Source organism: Halorientalis pallida (assembly GCF_049605515.1).
Taxonomy (GTDB): Archaea; Halobacteriota; Halobacteria; order Halobacteriales; family Haloarculaceae; genus Halorientalis; species Halorientalis pallida_A.
Genome location: NZ_CP187158.1, coordinates 1,681,246 through 1,700,255, shown reverse-complemented (window position 1 = coordinate 1,700,255; position 19,010 = coordinate 1,681,246). Strand labels below are relative to the sequence as shown.

The 19,010-nt window shown below is 69.5% G+C and carries 16 protein-coding genes; 12 read left to right on the top strand and 4 right to left on the bottom strand.

The features are described from left to right. Positions 1-26: 26 nt before the first annotated feature. On the bottom strand, positions 27-689 hold the full coding sequence (locus ACOZ4N_RS10385; protein ID WP_424019853.1) for a methyltransferase domain-containing protein: 663 nt from the start codon (positions 687-689) through the stop codon (positions 27-29). Then, a complete protein-coding gene (locus ACOZ4N_RS10380; RefSeq protein ID WP_424019852.1) occupies positions 689-1,585 on the bottom strand; it encodes a thiamine-phosphate synthase family protein in 897 nt (298 codons plus the stop codon). Before ACOZ4N_RS10380 ends, ACOZ4N_RS10385 begins: the two co-directional genes overlap by 1 nt. A 294-nt stretch (positions 1,586-1,879) precedes the next feature. Here ACOZ4N_RS10380 and ACOZ4N_RS10375 point away from each other — a divergent pair, with 294 nt between their 5' ends. Next, positions 1,880-6,964, top strand: a complete 5,085-nt coding sequence (locus tag ACOZ4N_RS10375) for a S8 family serine peptidase (protein WP_424019851.1) — start codon at positions 1,880-1,882, stop codon at positions 6,962-6,964. A 148-nt stretch (positions 6,965-7,112) separates the two neighbouring features. Here the strand turns inward: ACOZ4N_RS10375 and dcd are convergent, their stop codons facing one another. Next, positions 7,113-7,703, bottom strand: a complete 591-nt coding sequence (gene dcd / locus ACOZ4N_RS10370; protein ID WP_424019850.1) for a dCTP deaminase — start codon at positions 7,701-7,703, stop codon at positions 7,113-7,115. Between the two features lie 91 nt (positions 7,704-7,794). Between dcd and pth2 the strand changes: the two genes are divergently transcribed. The 11 genes from pth2 to ACOZ4N_RS10315 all read left to right on the top strand — a co-directional run bounded on the left by pth2 (position 7,795) and on the right by ACOZ4N_RS10315 (position 16,804). Beyond that, positions 7,795-8,133 carry a peptidyl-tRNA hydrolase Pth2 gene (gene pth2 / locus ACOZ4N_RS10365; RefSeq protein WP_092657598.1) on the top strand — a complete coding sequence of 113 codons (339 nt, stop codon included), beginning with the start codon at positions 7,795-7,797 and terminating at the stop codon, positions 8,131-8,133. Between the two features lie 100 nt (positions 8,134-8,233). Next, complete coding sequence (locus ACOZ4N_RS10360) at positions 8,234-8,872, top strand: phosphoribosyltransferase (protein WP_424019849.1); 639 nt, start codon at positions 8,234-8,236, stop codon at positions 8,870-8,872. Positions 8,873-8,963: 91 nt separating this feature from the next. Further along, positions 8,964-10,349 (top strand): tRNA pseudouridine(13) synthase TruD, encoded by a 1,386-nt coding sequence (gene truD, locus ACOZ4N_RS10355; protein ID WP_424019848.1) that lies wholly within the window; start codon positions 8,964-8,966, stop codon positions 10,347-10,349. A gap of 70 nt (positions 10,350-10,419) precedes the next feature. Continuing rightward, a complete protein-coding gene (locus tag ACOZ4N_RS10350) occupies positions 10,420-11,145 on the top strand; it encodes a DUF2103 domain-containing protein (protein WP_424019847.1) in 726 nt (241 codons plus the stop codon). Between the two features lie 67 nt (positions 11,146-11,212). Further along, positions 11,213-11,491, top strand: coding sequence for a 50S ribosomal protein L37ae (locus ACOZ4N_RS10345; protein WP_424019846.1), 279 nt, complete (start codon positions 11,213-11,215; stop codon positions 11,489-11,491). Continuing rightward, entirely contained in the window at positions 11,491-11,625 is a 135-nt protein-coding gene (locus ACOZ4N_RS10340) for a DNA-directed RNA polymerase subunit P (RefSeq protein WP_077205698.1), read from the top strand. The genes ACOZ4N_RS10345 and ACOZ4N_RS10340 overlap by 1 nt, the downstream gene beginning before the upstream one ends. 1 nt (position 11,626) lies before the next feature. Then, positions 11,627-11,887, top strand: a complete 261-nt coding sequence (locus ACOZ4N_RS10335) for a KEOPS complex subunit Pcc1 (RefSeq protein WP_424019845.1) — start codon at positions 11,627-11,629, stop codon at positions 11,885-11,887. A gap of 101 nt (positions 11,888-11,988) precedes the next feature. Further along, complete coding sequence (locus ACOZ4N_RS10330) at positions 11,989-15,567, top strand: PAS domain S-box protein (protein WP_424019844.1); 3,579 nt, start codon at positions 11,989-11,991, stop codon at positions 15,565-15,567. Positions 15,568-15,621: 54 nt separating this feature from the next. After that, positions 15,622-16,020, top strand: a complete 399-nt coding sequence (locus ACOZ4N_RS10325; protein ID WP_424019843.1) for a DUF7344 domain-containing protein — start codon at positions 15,622-15,624, stop codon at positions 16,018-16,020. 150 nt (positions 16,021-16,170) lie between these two features. Continuing rightward, positions 16,171-16,560 carry a prefoldin subunit beta gene (locus ACOZ4N_RS10320; RefSeq protein WP_424019842.1) on the top strand — a complete coding sequence of 130 codons (390 nt, stop codon included), beginning with the start codon at positions 16,171-16,173 and terminating at the stop codon, positions 16,558-16,560. Position 16,561: 1 nt separating this feature from the next. Beyond that, positions 16,562-16,804, top strand: a complete 243-nt coding sequence (locus tag ACOZ4N_RS10315) for a DUF3194 domain-containing protein (protein WP_424019841.1) — start codon at positions 16,562-16,564, stop codon at positions 16,802-16,804. 4 nt (positions 16,805-16,808) lie between these two features. Here the strand turns inward: ACOZ4N_RS10315 and ACOZ4N_RS10310 are convergent, their stop codons facing one another. Continuing rightward, positions 16,809-18,977: a hypothetical protein gene (locus ACOZ4N_RS10310; protein WP_424019840.1), complete on the bottom strand. Its 2,169-nt coding sequence runs from the start codon at positions 18,975-18,977 to the stop codon at positions 16,809-16,811. Positions 18,978-19,010: the final 33 nt, after the last annotated feature.

The window sequence follows — 19,010 nt, the reverse complement described above, 5'->3', positions numbered from 1 at the left end:
CACTGACACGAGCGGAAAAAACGTTCCTAAACGCGGCCGGAGAGGAGGCCGAGGTAGCCGCCGCCGAACGTCTCGTAGCGGCGGTCGTCGGTGCGGGCGGCCAGCGCGGTCCGGCCGGCGTCGACCCGCCGCTCGAAGGCCCCCGTCACGGGTTCCTCCGGCACTCCCCAGCCGGGCGAGCCGGCCCAGAGGAACGCCGCGAACGCGAGGTTGATCGGGGCGGCAAGCGGGTGGTCGCTGCGCTGGAAGTTCAGGACGGCGACGCGCCCGCCCGGCCGACACAGGGCCACCCAGTCCTCGACCACCGCCGCGGGCTCGCGAAACAGTCCGAGGACGAAGGTTCCGAGGACGGCGTCGACCGGCCCCGAGACCGGGGGCTGGGTCGCGTCGCCGACACAGAAGTGTGCGTTCGGCCAGCCCTGGTCCGTCGTGCGAGCGCGGGCGCGGTCGAGCAACGGGCGGGTCACGTCGATACCGACGATCCGACCGTCCGGGCCGACCTGTTCGCGCAGGAACGGGACGTTCGCGCCGGTGCCACACCCCATCTCGACGACGGTGTCGCCCGGCGAGAGATCGAGTGCCGCGGCGGCCCGGCGTCGCCAGGACCGGACGCCGGGTGCGGTCGCCAGTCGGTCGTAGATGTGGGCCCACTGGCCGTAGAACGCGCGCACCCGATCGAGGTCGGACATCAGCGGCAGTCCCGGAGCCGGCCCGCGACCGTCGGCGCGTCGGGGCCGAGGACGTAGATCACGGGTTCGATGCCGAAGCCACCGGTCTGGTAGAGGACCTCGGCGTCGGGATTCGCCGCCAGTGCGGTCGGGATGGCGTCGTCGATGCCCGCTTCGGCGTCGAACTCGACGGCCCTGTGCCCGTTGGATTCGAGCGCGTCGACGATGGTCGGATCGTACCGGACGTTGAGCGCGGCGCGGGCGTCGCTGCCGTGTTCGCGTGCAGTCAGGAGGACGCTGGCGACGTACTCGCTGACGCCGAACTCGGGTTCTGCGGGGATCTCCGGGCGGCCTTTCAGGTCGATGATCCGGCCGGGAACCGCCACCACGTCCTCGATGCCGGTCGCGTCGGGCAGGGCTTCGACGAGGTTCGTCCCCACCGCCGGGATGTGTCGGGCGAAGTCCGTCGTGTTCTCGATCACCGTCAGTCCTCGGCGGACCGAGGCCAGTGCCTGCTCGGCGACGCGCACGTCGCTGTCCGGGTCGTGTACGTCGAACGCGCCGCCGTAGTCGGCCAGTTCGGGCACCTCCTCCTGGTGTAACTGGGCCAGCACGTCCCCCTGTTCGAGTTGCCGGATGACGACCTCGGTCTCGACGAGTGCCTGCACGGGGCTCATCGCCCCGTCGGTCAGGCCGTCGCCCAGCCGCTCGACCAGATCCACCACCCGCTCGTCGGCCAGGAGCCGCTCGTTGCGCGCCACCTCACCGTGGACGTACTTCGAGACGGCGCTCTGGCTGATCCCGAGGAGGTCGGCCACCTCGCTCTGGGTCAACCCCCGCTCCCGTAACTCCTCGGCCAGCATCGATCTGAAGGTCGGGAGGAACTCCTCGACCACCACCTCCTCGATGAATCTCATTGCCCGCACCTGCGGGTCCCGCCATCATAAAAACCGTGCCGCCCGCTACCCCCGCAACCAACCCGCTACCGAACGGCATTATATACGAAAACAATCAAAAACTGAAATTTGATATGAATGAATCAAGAGGCCATTCAGAGCCAGTGAAAACACGTTCTACGACAATATGGCAAGCAAATAACCACCAAGAAATATTATAAATATCAAAAATAGTCGAGTAGAAAACAATATCTATCGGAGGTGTGCAACAGCGGGCACAGTCCCGTAGAGATGGTTGCAACATATCGGTGGTCGATGCTGGTCGGCGTCGTACTGTTCGTGAGTCTCCTGGTCGGCACGGCGACCGCTGCACCCGCTGGGTCGCTGGCCGCGGCCGAGAATCACACCGCGGCCGCAAACGAGTCGGCGGGCCATCCGCGCGTTCACGACGATCTGCTGGACGGTACGCGCGAGTCGGCTGCGAGGACGGGCCCGTCCGCACGAGGGGAGGACGGCCCGAGACCGGTCGAGGCGACGGTCGTGGCCCGGTCGGGCGACGCCGACGCGGCGGCCAGGGCCGTCCGCGCCGCGAACGGGGCGCTCGACTCCCGCTACGAGGGCGAACTGCAGGTCAGACTCCCCGCGCCGGCGCTCTCCCGGGTCGCGAACGACTCTGCGGTCCGGGTGATCCGGCCCCCGGTTCCCGTCGAACCCACGAGCGTCGAGGGGTTGCCCGCGATGAACGCGGGGCGCGTCCACGACCTCGGGTACGACGGGGCGAACGCGACCCTCGCCGTCGTCGACACCGGTGGGTACGACCTCGACAATCCTGCATTCGGCGATCAGGTCGTCGCGACGCGGGATTTCTCGGGGAACGGCATCGAGGGCGGCGCGGGTTCACACGGGACGAAGACGGCCGAGTTGGCCGCCCGGACCGCACCCGGGGCCGACGTGGTGCTGGTCCGCATCCGCACCACGACGGACCTGAAACGGGCCGTCGACTGGCTCCGATCCTCGACCGACGCCGACGTGGTGTCGATGTCGCTGGCGTGGCCCAACACCGCGGGGCCGCTCGACGGGACCGACGACACCGACCGGAAGATCGGCGAGTTCGTCGCCGACGGCGGCGTCTGGCTCACCTCCGCGGGCAACTACGCCAACGGTCGCCACTGGAACGGCTCCTGGCGGGACACGGACGGCGACGACGTGCTGGACCTGCCCGGCGGTGGCTCGGTCGCGGTCGAGCCACCGAGCAGTGGCTCGGCGGACGTCTTCGTCAGCTGGGACGACTGGAACACGCCCGACGAGGACTACGACGTGGTGCTGGTCGACGAGGACGGCACCGTGCTGGATCGCTCGACGAACACGCAGGACGGGTCGACCTTCGGGGCCTGGGAGCGAGTCACGGTCGACGCGGGCGACACGAACCCGCGACTCCGGATCGTCCACCGCTCGGGCGCGCGGGACGCCGAGTTCGACGCCTTCACCTTCGGTCGCGCGCGCTTCGACCCGAGCGACGCGACACGGAGCCTGCTCATCCCGGCGGCCAGTCCCGACGTAATCTCGGTCGGTGCCGTGGGCCACGACAGCCGTCGGGTCCGGGACTACTCCTCGCAGGGACCGACTATCGACGGCCGCCGCAAGCCCGACGTGGTCGCGCCGGACGGCGTCCGGACGGACGCAGGCTGTTGTTTCTACGGCACGTCGGCGGCCGCTCCCCACGCCGCCGGCGTCGCCGCACTGGCGCTGGCCGCGAACGCGACACTCTCACCGGCCGACCTCCGGGCGGTCCTGCGGTCGACGACCACCGCCGTCCGGAACGGCGAACCCACCTACGCGACCGGCTGGGGGCTGGTGAACGCGACCGGTGCGGTCGGGGCGGTCGAACGCGTCGCACCCACCGTCGCGAACGCGACGCTCACCCCGGAATCCGACGGCTGGCTGGGCGTCGGCGACGCGCTCGACGTGACGGCGACGGCGAGCGACACCTTCGGCGTGACTACCGTTCGGGCGAACGGTTCCGCGCTGGACGGCGGCACGGTCGCGCTGACCGACGGCGACGGCGACGGTACCTACGGCGGGACCCTCACGGTCGGTGCGAACGCGACCAGCGGCGAGCGGACGGTGACGATCACGGGAACCGACTTTGCGGGCAACACCGACGCCAACGCGACCGATTCCGTCCGCGTCGACGCCACCGCACCCACGGCGACCGTGCTCACCCTGACCGACGCCACCGACGGCGACGAGAGAGTCGGCGACGGTGACGCCCTCGCACTCGCGGCGACGGTCGCGGACGGCCACGCTGGCGTCGCCGATGTCACGGCCAACGCCTCGGCGTTCGGTGCCGGGACGGTCGCGCTGACCGATGGCGACGGCGACGGGACCTACGATACGACTGTTTCCGTCGACGGAAATAATGCGACGACGGACGGGAGCTACGCCGTCGGCATCACGACGACCGATGCGGCGGGCAACGACCGGTCGGTGGCGACCGGACCGCTCTCACTCGACACGCCGCCCGGTATCCGGAACCTCACCGTCGGGAACCCCGCGGGCCAGCGCGTCGAACTCGGCTTCGACGCCTCGGAGTCCCTGGCGTCGATCACGGCCAGCATCGACGGCCCCACGACCGCGACGTTGACCGAGACGAACTTCTCGGCCGCGGACGGCCGTTATACCGCGACGTGGGACGCCGAGACCGACGGAACCTACGCCGCGACACTCGATGCGGCGGTCGACGACGCCGGCAAGGACGGTGCCAGCGGCCAGTCCGGGCAGGTCGTCGTCGACACGACGGCACCCGCTCTGTCGACCCTCGTGCTCGTGGACGCGACCGACGCCGACGGGACCGTGAGTGACGGCGACGCGCTCGCGATCTCGGCGACCGTCTCGGACGCCACCGCTGGAATCGCGACCGTCACGGCCAACGCCTCGGCGTTCGGTGCCGGGACGGTCGCGCTGACCGACGGGAACGGCGATGGCACCTTCGAGACGACCGTTTCCATCGACGGAAACAACGCGACGACGGACGGGAGCTACGCCGTCGCGGTCGCGGCGACCGACGCGGTCGGGAACCAGGCTACCGCCGACACGGAACGGATCGCGCTGGACACCCCGCCCCGGATCACGAACGTCACAGTCGGGAACCCCGCGGGCCAGCGCGTCGAACTCGGCTTCGACGCCTCGGAGTCCCTGGCGTCGATCACGGCCAGCGTCGACGGCCCCACGACCGCGACGCTGACCGTGGCGGACTTCTCGAACACGGACGGGCGGTACACCGCGACGTGGGACGCCGAGACCGACGGAATCTACACCGTGACGCTCGACGGCGCGACTGACGTTGCGGGTCAGGAGGGTGCCAGCGGCCAGTCCGGACAGGTCGTCGTCGACACGACCGCGCCCGCGCTAACGGCCCCGACGCTCACGGATACGACGGACGGCGACGGAGTCGTCGGCGACGGTGATCGACTCGGGGTCAGTGCGACCGTCTCGGACGCGACGGCCGGGACCGCGAGTGTCGTGGCCGATGGCTCGGCCTTCGGTGCTGGGACGGTCACCTTGACCGACGAAGACGGCGACGGCACGTACGACGCGACGGTCGCCGTCGACGGGCGCGGGGTGGCCGCGGACGGGACGCACACGGCCGAGGTCACCGCGACCGACGCGGCCGGCAACGCCGCCGGCGCCACGACGGACGCGGCGACGCTCGACACGGCACCGCCGTCGCTGGCCGTCGGTCTGCGCGATCTCGCCGACGGCGACGGACGGGTCGAGGTCGGCGACCGCGTCGAGATCACCGCCACCGCGACCGACGCGACGACGGCAGTGACGAGTCTGCGCGCCGACGCGTCCGCGCTCGGCGCTGGCACCGTCTCCCTCACCGACGGCGACGGTGACGGCACCGCCGACGCCACCGTCGCAGTCGCGAGCCAGCAATCTGCTCCGGACGGCGACGCCACCGTTCGGGTGACCGCGACGGACGCGGCTGGCAACGAAAACCGCGCGACGACGCGCTCGCTTTCGGTCGACTCACCGCCGACGATCAGCGCGTTCTCGCTGTCGACGCGCTCGAACCAGCGCGTCGCCGTTACTGTCCGTGCCTCCGAGGCACTCGGGACGCTCCGTGTCCGCCTCGACGGCGAGGTCGGCGCGACGCTCACGACCGACGCGTTCACACGGATCGGGTCGACGCCCCCCTACACCTACCGCGCGGTCCAGTCGGTCGGGACCGCCGGCGAGGTCACGGCGACGCTCGACACTGCGACCGACGAGACCGGACACGACGGCGCGAGCGGCCAGGCGACGAGCGTCTCCCTCGCTCCGGTCAGTCGTGGCGGTGGCGGGAGCACTGGCGGCGGTGGAGGCGGGAGCAGTGGTGGCGGAGGCGGCGGTGGCGGTGCCGCTGGCGGCGGGTCGTCGGGTGGCGCGCCCCCCGATCCACCGGCGTCCGTGCGGGTCGGCACGACCGGTTCTTCGGGTGCAGCGGCGACCGTCACCCGCGCCGACGCCGGCGAGACGGTACCGCTCCCCCTCACGGTCGCCACCGCGGACGACCGGCTCAGACTGGACCGACTCTCGGTGACCGCGACGGAACGGGCCTACGACGTGGCGGTGACCGCCTCGACGAGCGCGCCCGACGGCGTCCCAGAACCCGGTGACTCGCTCGGCTTCCTGACGGTCGACCACTCCGTGCCCGACGCGAACATCTCCGACGTGGCGTTCCGGTTCGCCGTCGACGCGGCGACGCTCGCCGAGCGCGGCACGGACGCGGACGCGGTCACGCTCCTCCGTCGGACGAACGGCTCCTGGACCTCGCTGCTGACTGCCCACCGCGGTACCGAGAACGGGACCCACCGCTTCGCGGCGACCAGCCCGGGCCTCTCGGTGTTCGCCGTCGCAACGCCTGCGGCCGCCGACCTCTCGGTGACGAACGCGACGGTGAACCGCTCGACCGCCGCCCGGGCCGAGCCAGTCGGCGTGACGGTCACTGTGGAGAACGGCGGGCCAGTCAGTGCCACGCGGGAACTGGCCGTCACCGCCAACGGAACCCTGCTGGCCACCGAGAGCGTGACCGTACCGGCGGGCGACCGGCGGACCGTGACCGCCCCCGTCGAGTTCGCACGGGTCGGAATCTACACTCTCGCCGTCGAGAACGTGACCGCCGGGACGGTTTCGATCACCGTCCCCGTCGACACCCACGAGCCCGCGGGTCCGGCGACGGCTACAGCAACACCCACCACCGAACCGAGCGCCGGACCGAGCCGGGACCCCGATTCCCGGACGCCGACGCTCGACCGCCCCGCGACCACCACCGGCGCAGCCGGTCCGGGATTCTCACTGGTCGCGGCGCTGGTGGCAGTCGCGCTCGCGGGACTCGGACTCCGGCGACGGACCTAGCCCGGCAGCCCTGATCCCCTCCGAACTCTGCTCGTTCTCGCCGACGACGCCGGAGCGCGAAGCGGACCACGCTTCGCGCTCAGACCTGGTCGCCTCCGAACTCTGCTCGTTCTCGCGGATGCGGTCTAACGCGACGATTCCCGTCGCGTTAGACCTGATCCCCTCCGAACTCGTGATCCCCCTGAATCTTCGACGCCTGCGGCCCCTTCTGATCCTGATACTTCGAGCCGCGTTCCTCGCCGTAGGGCCGATCCGCGGCGGTCTTCAACTCGGTGAACGTCAGCTGGGAGATGCGCATGCCCGGGGTCAGCGCGACGGGTGCGGTCCCGAGATTCGACAGTTCAAGGGTTATCTGACCCTGGTACCCCGGATCGCACAGACCGGCAGTGGCGTGGACCACGATGGCCAGCCGACCGAGCGACGACCGACCCTCGACGTGGGCGATCAAGTCCGGGGGAATCTCGACGCGCTCGACCGTCGTCCCGAGGACGAAGTCGCCGGGGTGGAGGATGAACTCGTCGCCCTCCTCGACGTGGGTCTCGTCGACGTACTCGGCGACCTCCTGTTCGCTGTTGGGGTGGATACATGGGATGTTGGCGTGCTGGAACTCCAGGAACTCCCGGCCCAGCCGGAGATCGACGCTCGCGGGCTGGACCTGCAGGTCCACGTCCTCCAGCGGCTCGATGACGAGGTCGCCCTCGGCGAGACGGTCGAGAATATTCGTGTCCGAGAGGATCATATCCCTACCAGCGGAGTCGGTCGTCTAAAGTCATGGGGGTCCGCGACGGCCAACGGTCAGACCTATTGTCGCCGCCCCGTTCCCCGAAGACATGAAACAGGCAATCGTCGCACGTGCCGACGTGGGGATGGGACAGGGCAAACTCGCCGCCCAGGTCGCCCACGCGTCGCTGTCGGCCTACGAAGACACGCCCGACCGGACCCGCAAGGAGTGGAAAGGCGGCGGCCAGAAGAAGGTCGTCCTGAAAGGCGAGAGCGAACAGCAACTGTTCGAGCTGGCCGACAAGGCCGAACGCGAGGGCCTGCCCAACGCCGTCGTCCGGGACGCCGGCCACACCCAGCTGGAACCCGGCACGGTCACCGCGCTGGCGGTCGGGCCGGGCGACGAGGACGCCGTCGACCGCGTGACCGGCGAGCTCTCGCTGTTCTAGGTCGCCGCCGGAGTTTCGCACGCGACCGGCAACGATGGCGGGGTGAGTGGCGGGGAATCGGCACGGACGCCTTTGCACGTTGCTCTCGTCTGTCGAAGCGATGTTCGCCGACAGGATCGACGCGGGCGAGCAACTCGCCGACCGACTCGCGAGCGAGGACGTGGCCGTCGATCTCGTTCTGGCGATTCCGCGGGGTGGGCTCCCGCTCGGGCGCGCGGTCGCGGACGCGCTCGACGCGCCGCTGGACGTGGTTGTCGCGAAGAAACTCGGTGCGCCCGGCAACGAGGAGTTCGCCATCGGTGCCGTCGCCAGCGACGGGAGTACCTGGTACAACGAGGACGCCATCGACCGCCTCGACGTGCGCGGCGCGTACGTCCGCGAGGAGTGGCAGGAACAGACCGTCGCCGCACGACAGACGGCGGCGACATACCGGCAGGGCGAACGGCTCGGCGAGCTCGATGGACAGGCGGTCGTCGTGGTCGACGACGGTGTCGCGACGGGCTCGACTGCCCGGGCGTGCCTGCGACAGGTGCGTGAAGCCGGGGCCGACCCCCTCGTCTTCGCCGTCCCCGTCGGGCCGCCCGACACCATCGAGGCCCTGCGGGACGAAGCCGATCAGGTGATCTGCCTGGACACGCCACGGCATTTCCGTGCCGTGGGCCAGCACTACCGGAACTTCACGCAGGTCCCCGACGAGGAGGCGATGACGTACCTCGACCGGGACGACGAGGCGGCGTGAGTTCGGGGGGTCCGCCGTCGCGGATCTCCAGGCTTTTGTCGGAGCGAGTCCAACGCCGGACAATGACGACCGACTTCCGGGTGGGTGGCTGATGCGCGAGGCCGACCCCGTCGAGCGCGCCGTCGGGATGGAGTACTACGTGAGCGACGCCGCGGGCGTCGGCGGCCGCCTGCGCGCCGACCCCGAGGACTTCCGGGTCACCGAGATCGAGGCGTTCGAGCCCGAACCGGTCGACGCCGACCCCGGCGCGTATCCCCACGTCCTCCTGCGGGCCACACTCACCGGCTGGGACACCAACGACTTCGCGAGCGCCCTCTCGAACGCGCTGGAATCCAGCCGCGAACGCATCTCCTGGGCCGGCACGAAGGACAAACACGCCGTCACGACCCAGCTGTTCTCTGTCGCCGACGCCGACCCCGAGACCGTCGCCGACGTGGCCCTCTCGAACGCCGACATCGACGTGCTGGGCCGGACGGGGCGCCCCATCTTCTTCGGCGACCTGGCGGGCAACGCCTTCGAGGTCACCGTCCGCGATCCTGAACGGCCGGATCTGGTCGACGCCATCACCGACGACCTCCGGACGTTCGCGGGTGCGACTGGAGACGACGAGGGTGCCGACGCAGCCGCGGACGACCCCGTCACCGTGGGCGTGCCCAACTACTTCGGCCAGCAACGGTTCGGGAGCCACCGGCCGATCACCCACGAGGTCGGCCTCGAAGTCGTCCGCGGGAACTGGGAGGCGGCGGTGCTGGCCTACGTCGGCCGCCCCTCGGAACGCGAACCCGAGGAGACCCAGACGGCCCGCGAACGCGTCGAGGAAATCGCAGCCGGCTCCCGTGACTGGCAGGCCGCTCTCGACGCCCTGCCGGGCTATCTGAACTACGAGCGAGCAATGGTGCACGAACTGGTCGACCGCGATGCCGACGACCCGGCCGACTTCCGGGCGGCCCTGGAGACGATGCCGAGCAATCTCCAGCAACTGGTCGTCAACGCCGCCCAGTCGTACGTGTTCAACCGGATTCTGTCGGAGCGACTGGCCCGCGACCTGCCCTTCGACCGGCCGGTCGGGGGCGACGTGGTCTGCTTCACCGACAGCGACGCACCGGCCGAGTTGACGGTGCCCGACACCGACCGGCTCCAGCGCGTCGACGAGAACCGGGTCGACACCGTGACGCGCCACTGCGAGCGCGGGCGGGCGTTCGTCACCGCGCCGCTGGTAGGCACCGAGACGGAACTGGGCGACGGCGAACCCGGCGAGATCGAGCGCGAGGTGCTGGACGACGTGGGGATCGGCCCTGCAGATTTCGACCTGCCCGGGGAGTTCCACTCGACGGGGACTCGGCGGGCGGTGCTGGTGCGGACCGAACTGGAGACCGAGCGCGACCCGCTCTCGTTTTCCTTCGCACTGCCGAAGGGGAGTTACGCGACGGTTCTCCTGCGGGAGTACCTGAAGGTCGATCCCGCGGATCTGGGATAGCCGGCTCGGAACGGGGCTCCTGGCGACCCGAACCGTCTCGCTTATCCCGCCGACTCTCCGACACGGTGACATGGAGTGTCGGCAGTGCGCTAGCGAACTCGACCGACCGGGCGACTACTGCCTGGTCTGTCGGACGGCCAACGCCGACACGGTGGTGCTGGACCTCGAACGCGACCGCGCGACGGTCACGACACTGCTGGACGACGAGACCGTCAGCCAGCGGACGATCACCACGACGCCCGAGGACCCGGACGGCGAGGCCGACGTGATCGAGTTGCGCAACTTCGCCGGCCTGATCGCCGACGAGATCAGGCGCAAGCGGCCCGAGGAAGTGTACGCGACGGGCGACAGAACCGTGCTCCGGGCGGTTCGCGGGCAGGTCCACTACGAGTTCTACCGCGTGACCGGCGACGACCCCGTGACGGCCGTGGTCGAGCGAAAGGGCCGACCCGCGCTGGAGGTCGTCGAAGCCTCGACGGCCGACATCCTCGGCGGGTCACACACGACGCTCATCGGCGAGCGCGCGGGCAAGCAGGCCATCGAGACGGTCGCGGGCCACCCGCACGTCAAGAAGATCATCCCGGGCCCCATCGACGCGAGCGGGTCGGGGTCGCGGGGCGGCGTCCGCGCGAAGGCCACGCGGGCCGACGCCAACGGGAACGTTCGCCTGCTGATCCGGGACGGTTCCAGCGTGCAGGAGAACCGTGTCGTGACGACCGCGGGCGACCGCGAGCTGGGCGAGCAGGTCCGTGCGGACCTGAACGACGCGCTGGACGAGGCCGGGTTGCGGGAGTAGTTTCACCCGTGCCCGGCCGTCCGAACACGCAGGGTTTATGAGCGGCCTGTGCCGATACAACGGTACTATGGCCAAAGACAAGGCACGGACGGGGAGCGCCGGCCGGTTCGGCGCTCGCTACGGCCGCGTCGCACGACGCCGCGTCGCGGACATCGAGGACGACATGCGCGACGAACACGAGTGTCCCGAGTGCGGCAAGGAGTCCGTCGAGCGCCAGGGCACCGGTATCTGGCAGTGTGGCTACTGCGACTACAAGTTCGCGGGCGGCACGTACCGCCCCGAGACGCCCGGTGGCAAGACCGTCACGCGCTCGATCCGCGCGGCCCTGTCCGAAGACGACGAGTAATGAGCTACAAGTGTTCCCGCTGTAAGCGCGACGTGGAACTGGACGAGTACGGCGGCGTCCGCTGTCCGTACTGTGGCCACCGCGTCCTGCTGAAAGAGCGCAGCCGCGACGTGAAGGAAGTCGACGTCAACTAGCGTGGCGCGCGCCCACGACGCCGTTCTGGAGTTCACCTTCGAAGGCGAGCGTCGTGCCCGAACCGTCGAGCGAAGCGTCCGGCCAGAGGTCGGTGCCATCGCCGGCGACCGGACGGCGGCGACGCTGGACCGCGAGGGTGCGACCGTGACGGTGACCGTCGAGGCCGACGACCTGGTCGCGCTCCGGGCCGGGATCAACACCTGGTCGACGCTCGTCTCGGTCGGCGAGCGGGCCGACGCGGTCGCCTGTGGCAGTCTCTGACACCGCCGGTACGCTTATCAGACGCTTCGACTAGACCGGCATATGATCGAACAGCCGTCGCTACCAGGGCTGGCGACGTTCGTCTGGGGAGGGGGGCACGGATGAGTCGGGCGCTGGGGCACCAGGGCGACTGGTGGGTCGATCCGGACAGCCGCAGCGAGTGGCCGGACCCCGACGACGCGTCACAGACGATTCTCGACACGCTGACCGACCTGTTGTACGTGTTCGACCGGTCGGGTCGTCTCGTCGACTGGAACGAGAAGTTCGAGGCGGTCCTGGGGTACTCCGAGGGGGAACTCGCCGAGATGGACCCGCTGACGCTGGTCGCGGACCGCGACCGCGAACGGGCGGCGGACGCGCTCGACCGCGTCGCGGCCGGCGAGGAGGTGACCGAGGAGTTCCACCTCGAAACCGCGGACGGGCGGGAGATTCCACACGAGGTCACGGCCGCGCCGCTCTACGAGGACGGGGTGGTCTGGGGTCTCGCCGGCACAGCACGGGACGTGAGCGACCGCCGGGAGCGCGAACGGGACCTCTCGCGGTACAAGTCGCTCCTGGAGACGGTCGGTGACGGCGTGTACGTCCTCGACGACGACCTGCGGGTCGCGAAGGTCAACGACGCCATGACGGAACTGGCCGGGTACGACCGCGAGGAGATACTCGGCATGCACTTCTCGGAGTTCATGGATCCGGAGGCGGCCGACCGCAGCAGGAGACTCGCGGTCGCCCTGCAGGAGACCGACCGGACGGTCGAGACCGTCGAGTACGACCTCGTCCGGAAGGACGGCAGTTCGATTCCCGTCGAGGGGCGGTTCTCGCTGGTGGACGACGAGGGGTACGCGACCATCGGCCTCGTCCGCGACATCACCGAGCGCAAGGAACGCGAACGCGATCTCCGGCGGTACAAGTCGCTGTTGGACACCATCGGTGACGGGGTGTACGTGGCCGACGACGACCGCTACGTCCGGAAGGTCAACGACGCCATGGCGGAGCTGGTCGGTGCCGACCGCGAGGACATCCTGGGGCGACACGTCTCGGAGTTCACCGACATGGAGACGGCCGAAATCGCAGGTAGGCGGTCGGACGCGCTCAAGGCCGGCGAGGACGTGGCCACGACCATGGAGTTCGACCTGCACCGTGAAGACGGCACGCAGGTGCCGGTCGAGGGGCGGTTCGGGCTGGTCGACGACGAGGAGTACTCGACCATCGGGCTGATCCGGGACATCTCCGAACGCACGGAGCGCGAGCGCGAACTCGAACGCTACGAGACGATCCTCGAAACCGTCGGCGACGCCGTCTACGTCATGGGTGACGACCTGCGGCTGAAGGAAGCCAACGACACGCTCGCGGAGCTGTTCGGGCGCGACCCCGGGACGATCGTGGGCGCACACCTCGCCGAGTTCGTCACCGAGGAGACGGCCGAGAAGGGGATCAGAGCCCGCCAGGAACTGGTCGAGCGCGACGGGACGTCGGTCGCGACGATCCAGGGGACAGGCGTCGACGGCGACGGCGAGGAGTTCCCCATCGAGGTCCGGTTCACGCCGCTCGAGGGCGACCTCGCGGCGCTGGGGTTGATCCGGGACGTGAGCGACCGCCGGGAACGCGCGGAGTTGCTCGAACAGCTCCACTGCGGGACCCGGGACCTGATGGCCGCCGAGACCCACCGCGAGGTCGCGGAGACGGCCGCCGAAGTCTCACAGCGGCACTTCGCGTTCGCGACGACGGGCGTCCGAATGGTGACCGACGACGGTCGCCTCGAACCCGTCGCGGTTGCGACCGAGGACGACAGGCTAGACGAGATGCCGCCGACCTACGCGGTCGGCGAGGGGTTCGTCGGTGCGGCCTACGAGGGCGGTGAGCCGGTCGTCGTCGACGATATGCGCGACCTCGACACCGACTTCGACTACGACCCGGCCCGAAGCGCGCTCTTGCTCCCCATCGAGGGGTACGGGATGATCAGCATCGCCTCGACGGCGCCGGGATCGTTCGACGAGACCCACCGCGAACTCGGGCGGCTGTTCGCGGCGGACGTGGAGTCGGCGTTCAGGCGGGCCGACCGCGAGGAGCAACTCCGGGAGCGTACGGAGGAACTCCAGCGCTACGAGACGCTCGTCGAGACGATGAGCGACGGGGTCTACATGACCGACGAGAACCACGACGTGCGGATGGTCAACGGAGCGGCCGAGGAACAACTCGGGTTCGATCCCGCGGCCTTCGAGGGACTGGACGCGCGGTGGTTCGGTTCCGACGACGTCGTCACGGAAGCCCGCGAGCAACGCCAGGAGATGCTCGACGGCGAGCGGTCGGTCGGGACGGTCGAGGGGTCGCTCCGGACGGCCGAAGGCGATGAGATCCCCGTCGAGAACCGCTTTTCCCTGTTGCCGCTGGACGACGATGAGTTCGCCGGGACCGTCGGTGTCGTCCGTGACATCACCGAACGCAAAGAGAGCGAACGACGACTCCGGAACCAGCGCGACGAACTGGAGACGCTCAACCGGATCAACGAACTCGTCCAGGAGACCATCGGTGCGCTCGCGTCGGCCGCGACGGCCGAGGAGATCGAGGAGACGGTCTGTGAGCGGCTGGGCGGCTCCTCGCTGTATCGCTTCGCGTTCACGGGTGTGCGTCGCCCGGGCAAACCGTTCGTCGAGCCGAAGGCCTGGGCCGGCGAGGGCGCCCAGTACCTGGAGGAAGTCCAGATTCCGGCCGAGGCGGATCACGAGGACGCCGGGCCGGCCGCCAAGACGTTCGAGACCGGCGAAGTGACGGTCACACACGACGTGGAGTCGGACCCGCTGTTCGAACCGTTCCGGGAACCGGCGCTGGATCACGGGTTCCGGTCGGTCGCGGTCATCCCGTTCACCCACCGGACGGTGACCCACGGAATGCTGGCGGTGTACGCGGACCGACCCGGCGCGTTCAGCGACCGCGAGATCAAGGCCTTCGAGGTGCTGGGCGAGATGGTCGGGTTCGCGATCAGCGCCACGCAGAACCGCCAGCTCATCGAGTCCGACGTGCCCATCGAGATGACGCTCGAACTCGACGAGCCGGAGACGTTCTTCGGAACCGTCTCGGCGAACCTGGACTGCACCTGTCGACTGCTCGGGTCGGCGAAAGCGTCCGGCGAAGGCCGCCTCCACTACGTCGCCGTCACCGCACCGCCTGGGGACGTACAGGCACTGGCCGACGAGTCGGGGACACCGGACCCCGACTCGCTCCGATTGGTGACGGAGACCGACGACCACGCCGTCTTCGAGGCGCGGGTCAGACCGTCGATCACGTCCGTCCTGTTCGAGTCCGGCGTCAAACCCGTCGCGGTCGAGGCCGAGGCCGGCGAAGTGACAGTCGAAGCGGCCGCCCCCCGCGGGTTCGACCTCCGGGCGTTGACCGAGCGACTGGACGAACGGTTCGGCGGCGTCACGCTCGCGGCCAAACGCGAGGGCGACGGCTGGCCCGAGGCGTCCGAGGCACCGTGTGAAGGCGTCGACGACAAGCTCACCGACCGACAGCGAGCGGCGCTGTCGGCGGCGTACTTCGGTGGGTACTTCGACTGGCCGCGCGACAGCACCGCCGAGGACGTGGCCGAGTCGCTCGATATCTCATCGCCGACCTTCCACCAGCACCTCCGGCACGCCGAGCGGAAACTGCTCTCGACGTACTTCGACGACGGCCGCACCTAGACAGCTAGGTATCCATATCATGCGGCTGGACACACGAGTACGTGTGTAGCCTCCATGAGAGACGACCATCAGCCCGAACGATCAGTTCGGCCCCCGAACGCGACGAATCCGCTGGGCACGAACCGTGCGGTAGTGACACCACCCATCGACGACGTGTTCGAGTTGCTCTCGAACGACTGTCGACGCCGCGTCTGCCTGTTCCTGCGGCGGACGGGCATCGAGGTGGCGACGCTCTCGGACCTCGTCGACGCGCTCGCGCCAGACGCGAGCGACGAGGAACGCGAACGGCTCGCGATCAACCTCCACCACCGCCACCTGCCGAAACTCGACGAGGCGGGCATCGTCGACTACGACCCGCGGAGCAACACCGCACGCTACTGGGGCCAGCCGACCGTCGAGAAGTGGGCCGAACACGTCGAGGCCGTCGACGACGGTCCGCAGGCCGAATCCTGATCGCTCGGCCGTCCTCTCGCCGCTCGCCGCCCACCCCGCCGCCCTCCGTTCCTCGCTGACGCTTCGACCTGTGACCGACGGGTCCGCCCGCGCCGTCGCCGGAGTGGTGAGATGCGTGGGTTTTTCACTCCGGATGCCGAGAGTCCGGGTATGCAGGGTAATCTGCCGCCGGAAGCACAGGAGAAAATCGAGGAGCTACAGGACCTTCAGGAGACGGCACAGCAGGTCGCCGCCCAGAAACAGCAGGCCGAGACACAGCTCACGGAGTCCCAGAACGCGCTCGACGAACTCGACGACGTGGACGAGGACACCACGATGTACCGCGAGGTCGGCGAACTGCTCGTCAAGACCGAGTACGACGAAGCTAAAGACGACCTCGAGGAGTCCGTCGAGAGCCTCGAAGTGCGCGTCGACACGCTCGAAAAGCAGGAAGAGCGCGTCCAGGAGCAGTTCGAGGAACTCCAGCAGGAGCTCCAGCAGCTGCTCGGCGGCGCCGGCGGCGGTGGCGGCCCGATGGGTCCCGGTGCCGGCGGCGCATAGGATGGGCGAGCCGACCGACGAGGAAGTCGTCGAGACGGCCGCCGACGCGGCGGAGGGGGTCGTCTTCTCCCGTTACAAACAGTCCGAGGTCACCGACCTCGACGTGACCGTCACCTTCGAGGACGGGATTCTCGAAGTGGACGTGTACCTCAACGCACCCTCGGACACGCGCGACCCCGAACAGGTCGCCGACGACGCCGCGCTGACCGCGCGATCCGCCGTGGACGACCTGTTCGAGGAGTAATTCTTCAGGAGGCGCTCTCGCTGCCGCCGCGCCGGGCGACGACCGCCCGCGCGACCACGTACGCGAGGATCACGAACACCGTCGAGCCCAGCGTGTAGGGGACGACCGACGTGACGTAGCCGACGAGGCCGCCGAGCAGTGACCCCTCGTCCTCGCTCGGCGCGGAGGCGTTCGTCGTGGCGGTGGTCGTCGGACCGGGTGTCGCCGTCGCCGTCACCGTCCGCGTCGGGGGCGACGCCGGCGTGTCGTCCGATGTCGTGGTCGGCGGCCGAGCCGTACTCGGCGTATCGGGTTGGGCGGTGGTCGTCGGCTCGGGGGTCGCCCGCGGTTCGATCACGAGCGTGCCCGAGAGCGTCCGGTCCTTGCTGGCCAGTCTGACGGTGTAGGGGTACTCTCCTGGGGGGAGCGAGGGGTAGGAGCTGTCGAACCTGAGCGTTCGGTTCCCGTCCGGCGTGACGGTGACCGTTCGATTGCCCCAGAGGTCGCCGTCGATCCGCAGTCTGACGTTCGCGGTCCCGTCGGCGACGCCGGTGTTCTCGACCGTGGCGCTGAGTGCCGACAGCGACTCGCCCTCGGTGATCGTCACCGACGAGGTGGCCTCGACCAGCGCGAGTTCGGCCGGGTTGTCGGGGTCGTCGGCGATGACGACGGGGCGACGGTCGACGAGCCGGTCGCGCAGGAACAGTTCGGCTTCGACCGGGTACTCGGGGTCGAGTTCGCTGAAGCTGACGGCCGGCGTCCGGAAGTTGCCGTCGGCCGTGATGGACACGTCGTCGATCCGGATCTTCGTCGGCGGCGGGTCGTCCCGGGAGATGAGCTGGATCTCGACGTCGGTCCCGGGCGCGTACGTCGTCGTCCCGGTGAGCCGGTACTGGCCGCTCTCGCCGACGATCAAGGCCCCGTCGCTGGTCAACTGGTCCTGGCTGAACTCGATCCGGGGTTCGACGACGGTGAACGTCGTCGTCGACTCGACGGTCGTCTCATCGGTGTCGAAGTAGGGGTACTGTTCGCTACGGTCCGGATCGCCCGTCGCCTGGGCGGTGAACGGTCCCGGCAACCCGCTTCCGCCGGGGAAGCGATACTCCTTGCCGGCCGTCCCCTCGAACTCGTAGGTCACCCGGAACCGGTCGCCGGGGGCCGACCGGGTACCGAACCACGTCCCCGCAGACGTGTCGAGGACCATCGAGAACGACGACTCGCCGTCGGCGAAGTCGACGAACAGGTCCTGCGCGTTCGCGCTGTCGAACGTGACCTGTTCGGGTTCCTGGTTCGTCCCGGGATTGAGGTGTTCGATGGTGACGTTGACGCCTTCGGGGTAGTCGAGCAGGGTTCGGAGTTGGTCGAGGCCGTCGCCGTCGATGGTCGCGAGCGCCCCCCGGTATCCGGCGGTCGAGAAGCCGCTGATCCGCACGCGGTCGCCGGCCGCGACCCAGTCCCGGTCGGTCGCGGGTGCGAAGTCCTCGTCGGCCGCGCCTTCGGGCGCGATGCTCCGTTCGAGGTCCCCCTCGAAACTCGGTTTGGTCAGCCTGAGGTTCGACCGGTCGAGCGGCTCCTCCAGATAGGGCACGTCGTCGTCGCCGAGGACGAGCGTCTCGTTGGCTCCCGCCAGCAGACGGTAGCGGGCGGGCTGGACCGGCCGCGGGAGTCGCGTGATGCCGACCTGCTCGTTGAACTCTTCGAGGGTGTCGGCGATCTCCTCGCCGTCCTCGTTCACGAACTCGAACCCGTCGAACTCCGAGGTGTCTTCGGGTGCGGTGTCCGCGCCGTACTTCTGGGCGTAGCTGACGACGCCCCCGGAGTAGGCCGACTGGTCGGTACCCAGCAGGCGCGTGTTGACGGTGAACGTCGTCCCACCGGAGACGTACAGCAGGTCCAGAAAGTTCCGGTTCGACGAGGACTCGACCGTCTTGTCGCCGCCGACGAGGAGGTAGCCGCCGCAACTGGTCGATATCTCGACGGTGTCGCCGGCCACCCCCTCGAACGTGTCCGGCCCGAAACAGTCCGACTGGGCCAGTGGGGTGGTGCCACTCGCGGCGGCGGTGTCGACACCCGCGGCCGCGGCCGGACCGGAGACCGCGAGCAGACACAGGAACAGGCAGACGCCGTAGACGACCCAGCGCGCCGGTCGGCTGGTCGCGGCGCTCGTGTTCTCCGGTGCCAGTGGCGGTTGCATCGTCGGGTCCCCGGCGGTCGCCCGCCGTTTCCC

Excerpts from the sequence above, each read along its gene's own strand:
- ACOZ4N_RS10350 (WP_424019847.1), top strand. The coding sequence starts at position 10,420 with ATGGAGTGTCGGCAGTGCGCTAGCGAACTCGACCGACCGGGCGACTAC.
- pth2 (WP_092657598.1), top strand. The coding sequence starts at position 7,795 with ATGAAACAGGCAATCGTCGCACGTGCCGACGTGGGGATGGGACAGGGC.
- ACOZ4N_RS10340 (WP_077205698.1), top strand. The coding sequence starts at position 11,491 with ATGAGCTACAAGTGTTCCCGCTGTAAGCGCGACGTGGAACTGGACGAG.
- ACOZ4N_RS10360 (WP_424019849.1), top strand. The coding sequence starts at position 8,234 with ATGTTCGCCGACAGGATCGACGCGGGCGAGCAACTCGCCGACCGACTC.
- ACOZ4N_RS10330 (WP_424019844.1), top strand. The coding sequence starts at position 11,989 with ATGAGTCGGGCGCTGGGGCACCAGGGCGACTGGTGGGTCGATCCGGAC.
- ACOZ4N_RS10380 (WP_424019852.1), bottom strand. The coding sequence starts at position 1,585 with ATGAGATTCATCGAGGAGGTGGTGGTCGAGGAGTTCCTCCCGACCTTC.
- ACOZ4N_RS10375 (WP_424019851.1), top strand. The coding sequence starts at position 1,880 with ATGCTGGTCGGCGTCGTACTGTTCGTGAGTCTCCTGGTCGGCACGGCG.
- ACOZ4N_RS10315 (WP_424019841.1), top strand. The coding sequence starts at position 16,562 with ATGGGCGAGCCGACCGACGAGGAAGTCGTCGAGACGGCCGCCGACGCG.
- ACOZ4N_RS10385 (WP_424019853.1), bottom strand. The coding sequence starts at position 689 with ATGTCCGACCTCGATCGGGTGCGCGCGTTCTACGGCCAGTGGGCCCAC.
- truD (WP_424019848.1), top strand. The coding sequence starts at position 8,964 with ATGCGCGAGGCCGACCCCGTCGAGCGCGCCGTCGGGATGGAGTACTAC.
- ACOZ4N_RS10310 (WP_424019840.1), bottom strand. The coding sequence starts at position 18,977 with ATGCAACCGCCACTGGCACCGGAGAACACGAGCGCCGCGACCAGCCGA.
- ACOZ4N_RS10345 (WP_424019846.1), top strand. The coding sequence starts at position 11,213 with ATGGCCAAAGACAAGGCACGGACGGGGAGCGCCGGCCGGTTCGGCGCT.
- dcd (WP_424019850.1), bottom strand. The coding sequence starts at position 7,703 with ATGATCCTCTCGGACACGAATATTCTCGACCGTCTCGCCGAGGGCGAC.
- ACOZ4N_RS10320 (WP_424019842.1), top strand. The coding sequence starts at position 16,171 with ATGCAGGGTAATCTGCCGCCGGAAGCACAGGAGAAAATCGAGGAGCTA.
- ACOZ4N_RS10325 (WP_424019843.1), top strand. The coding sequence starts at position 15,622 with ATGAGAGACGACCATCAGCCCGAACGATCAGTTCGGCCCCCGAACGCG.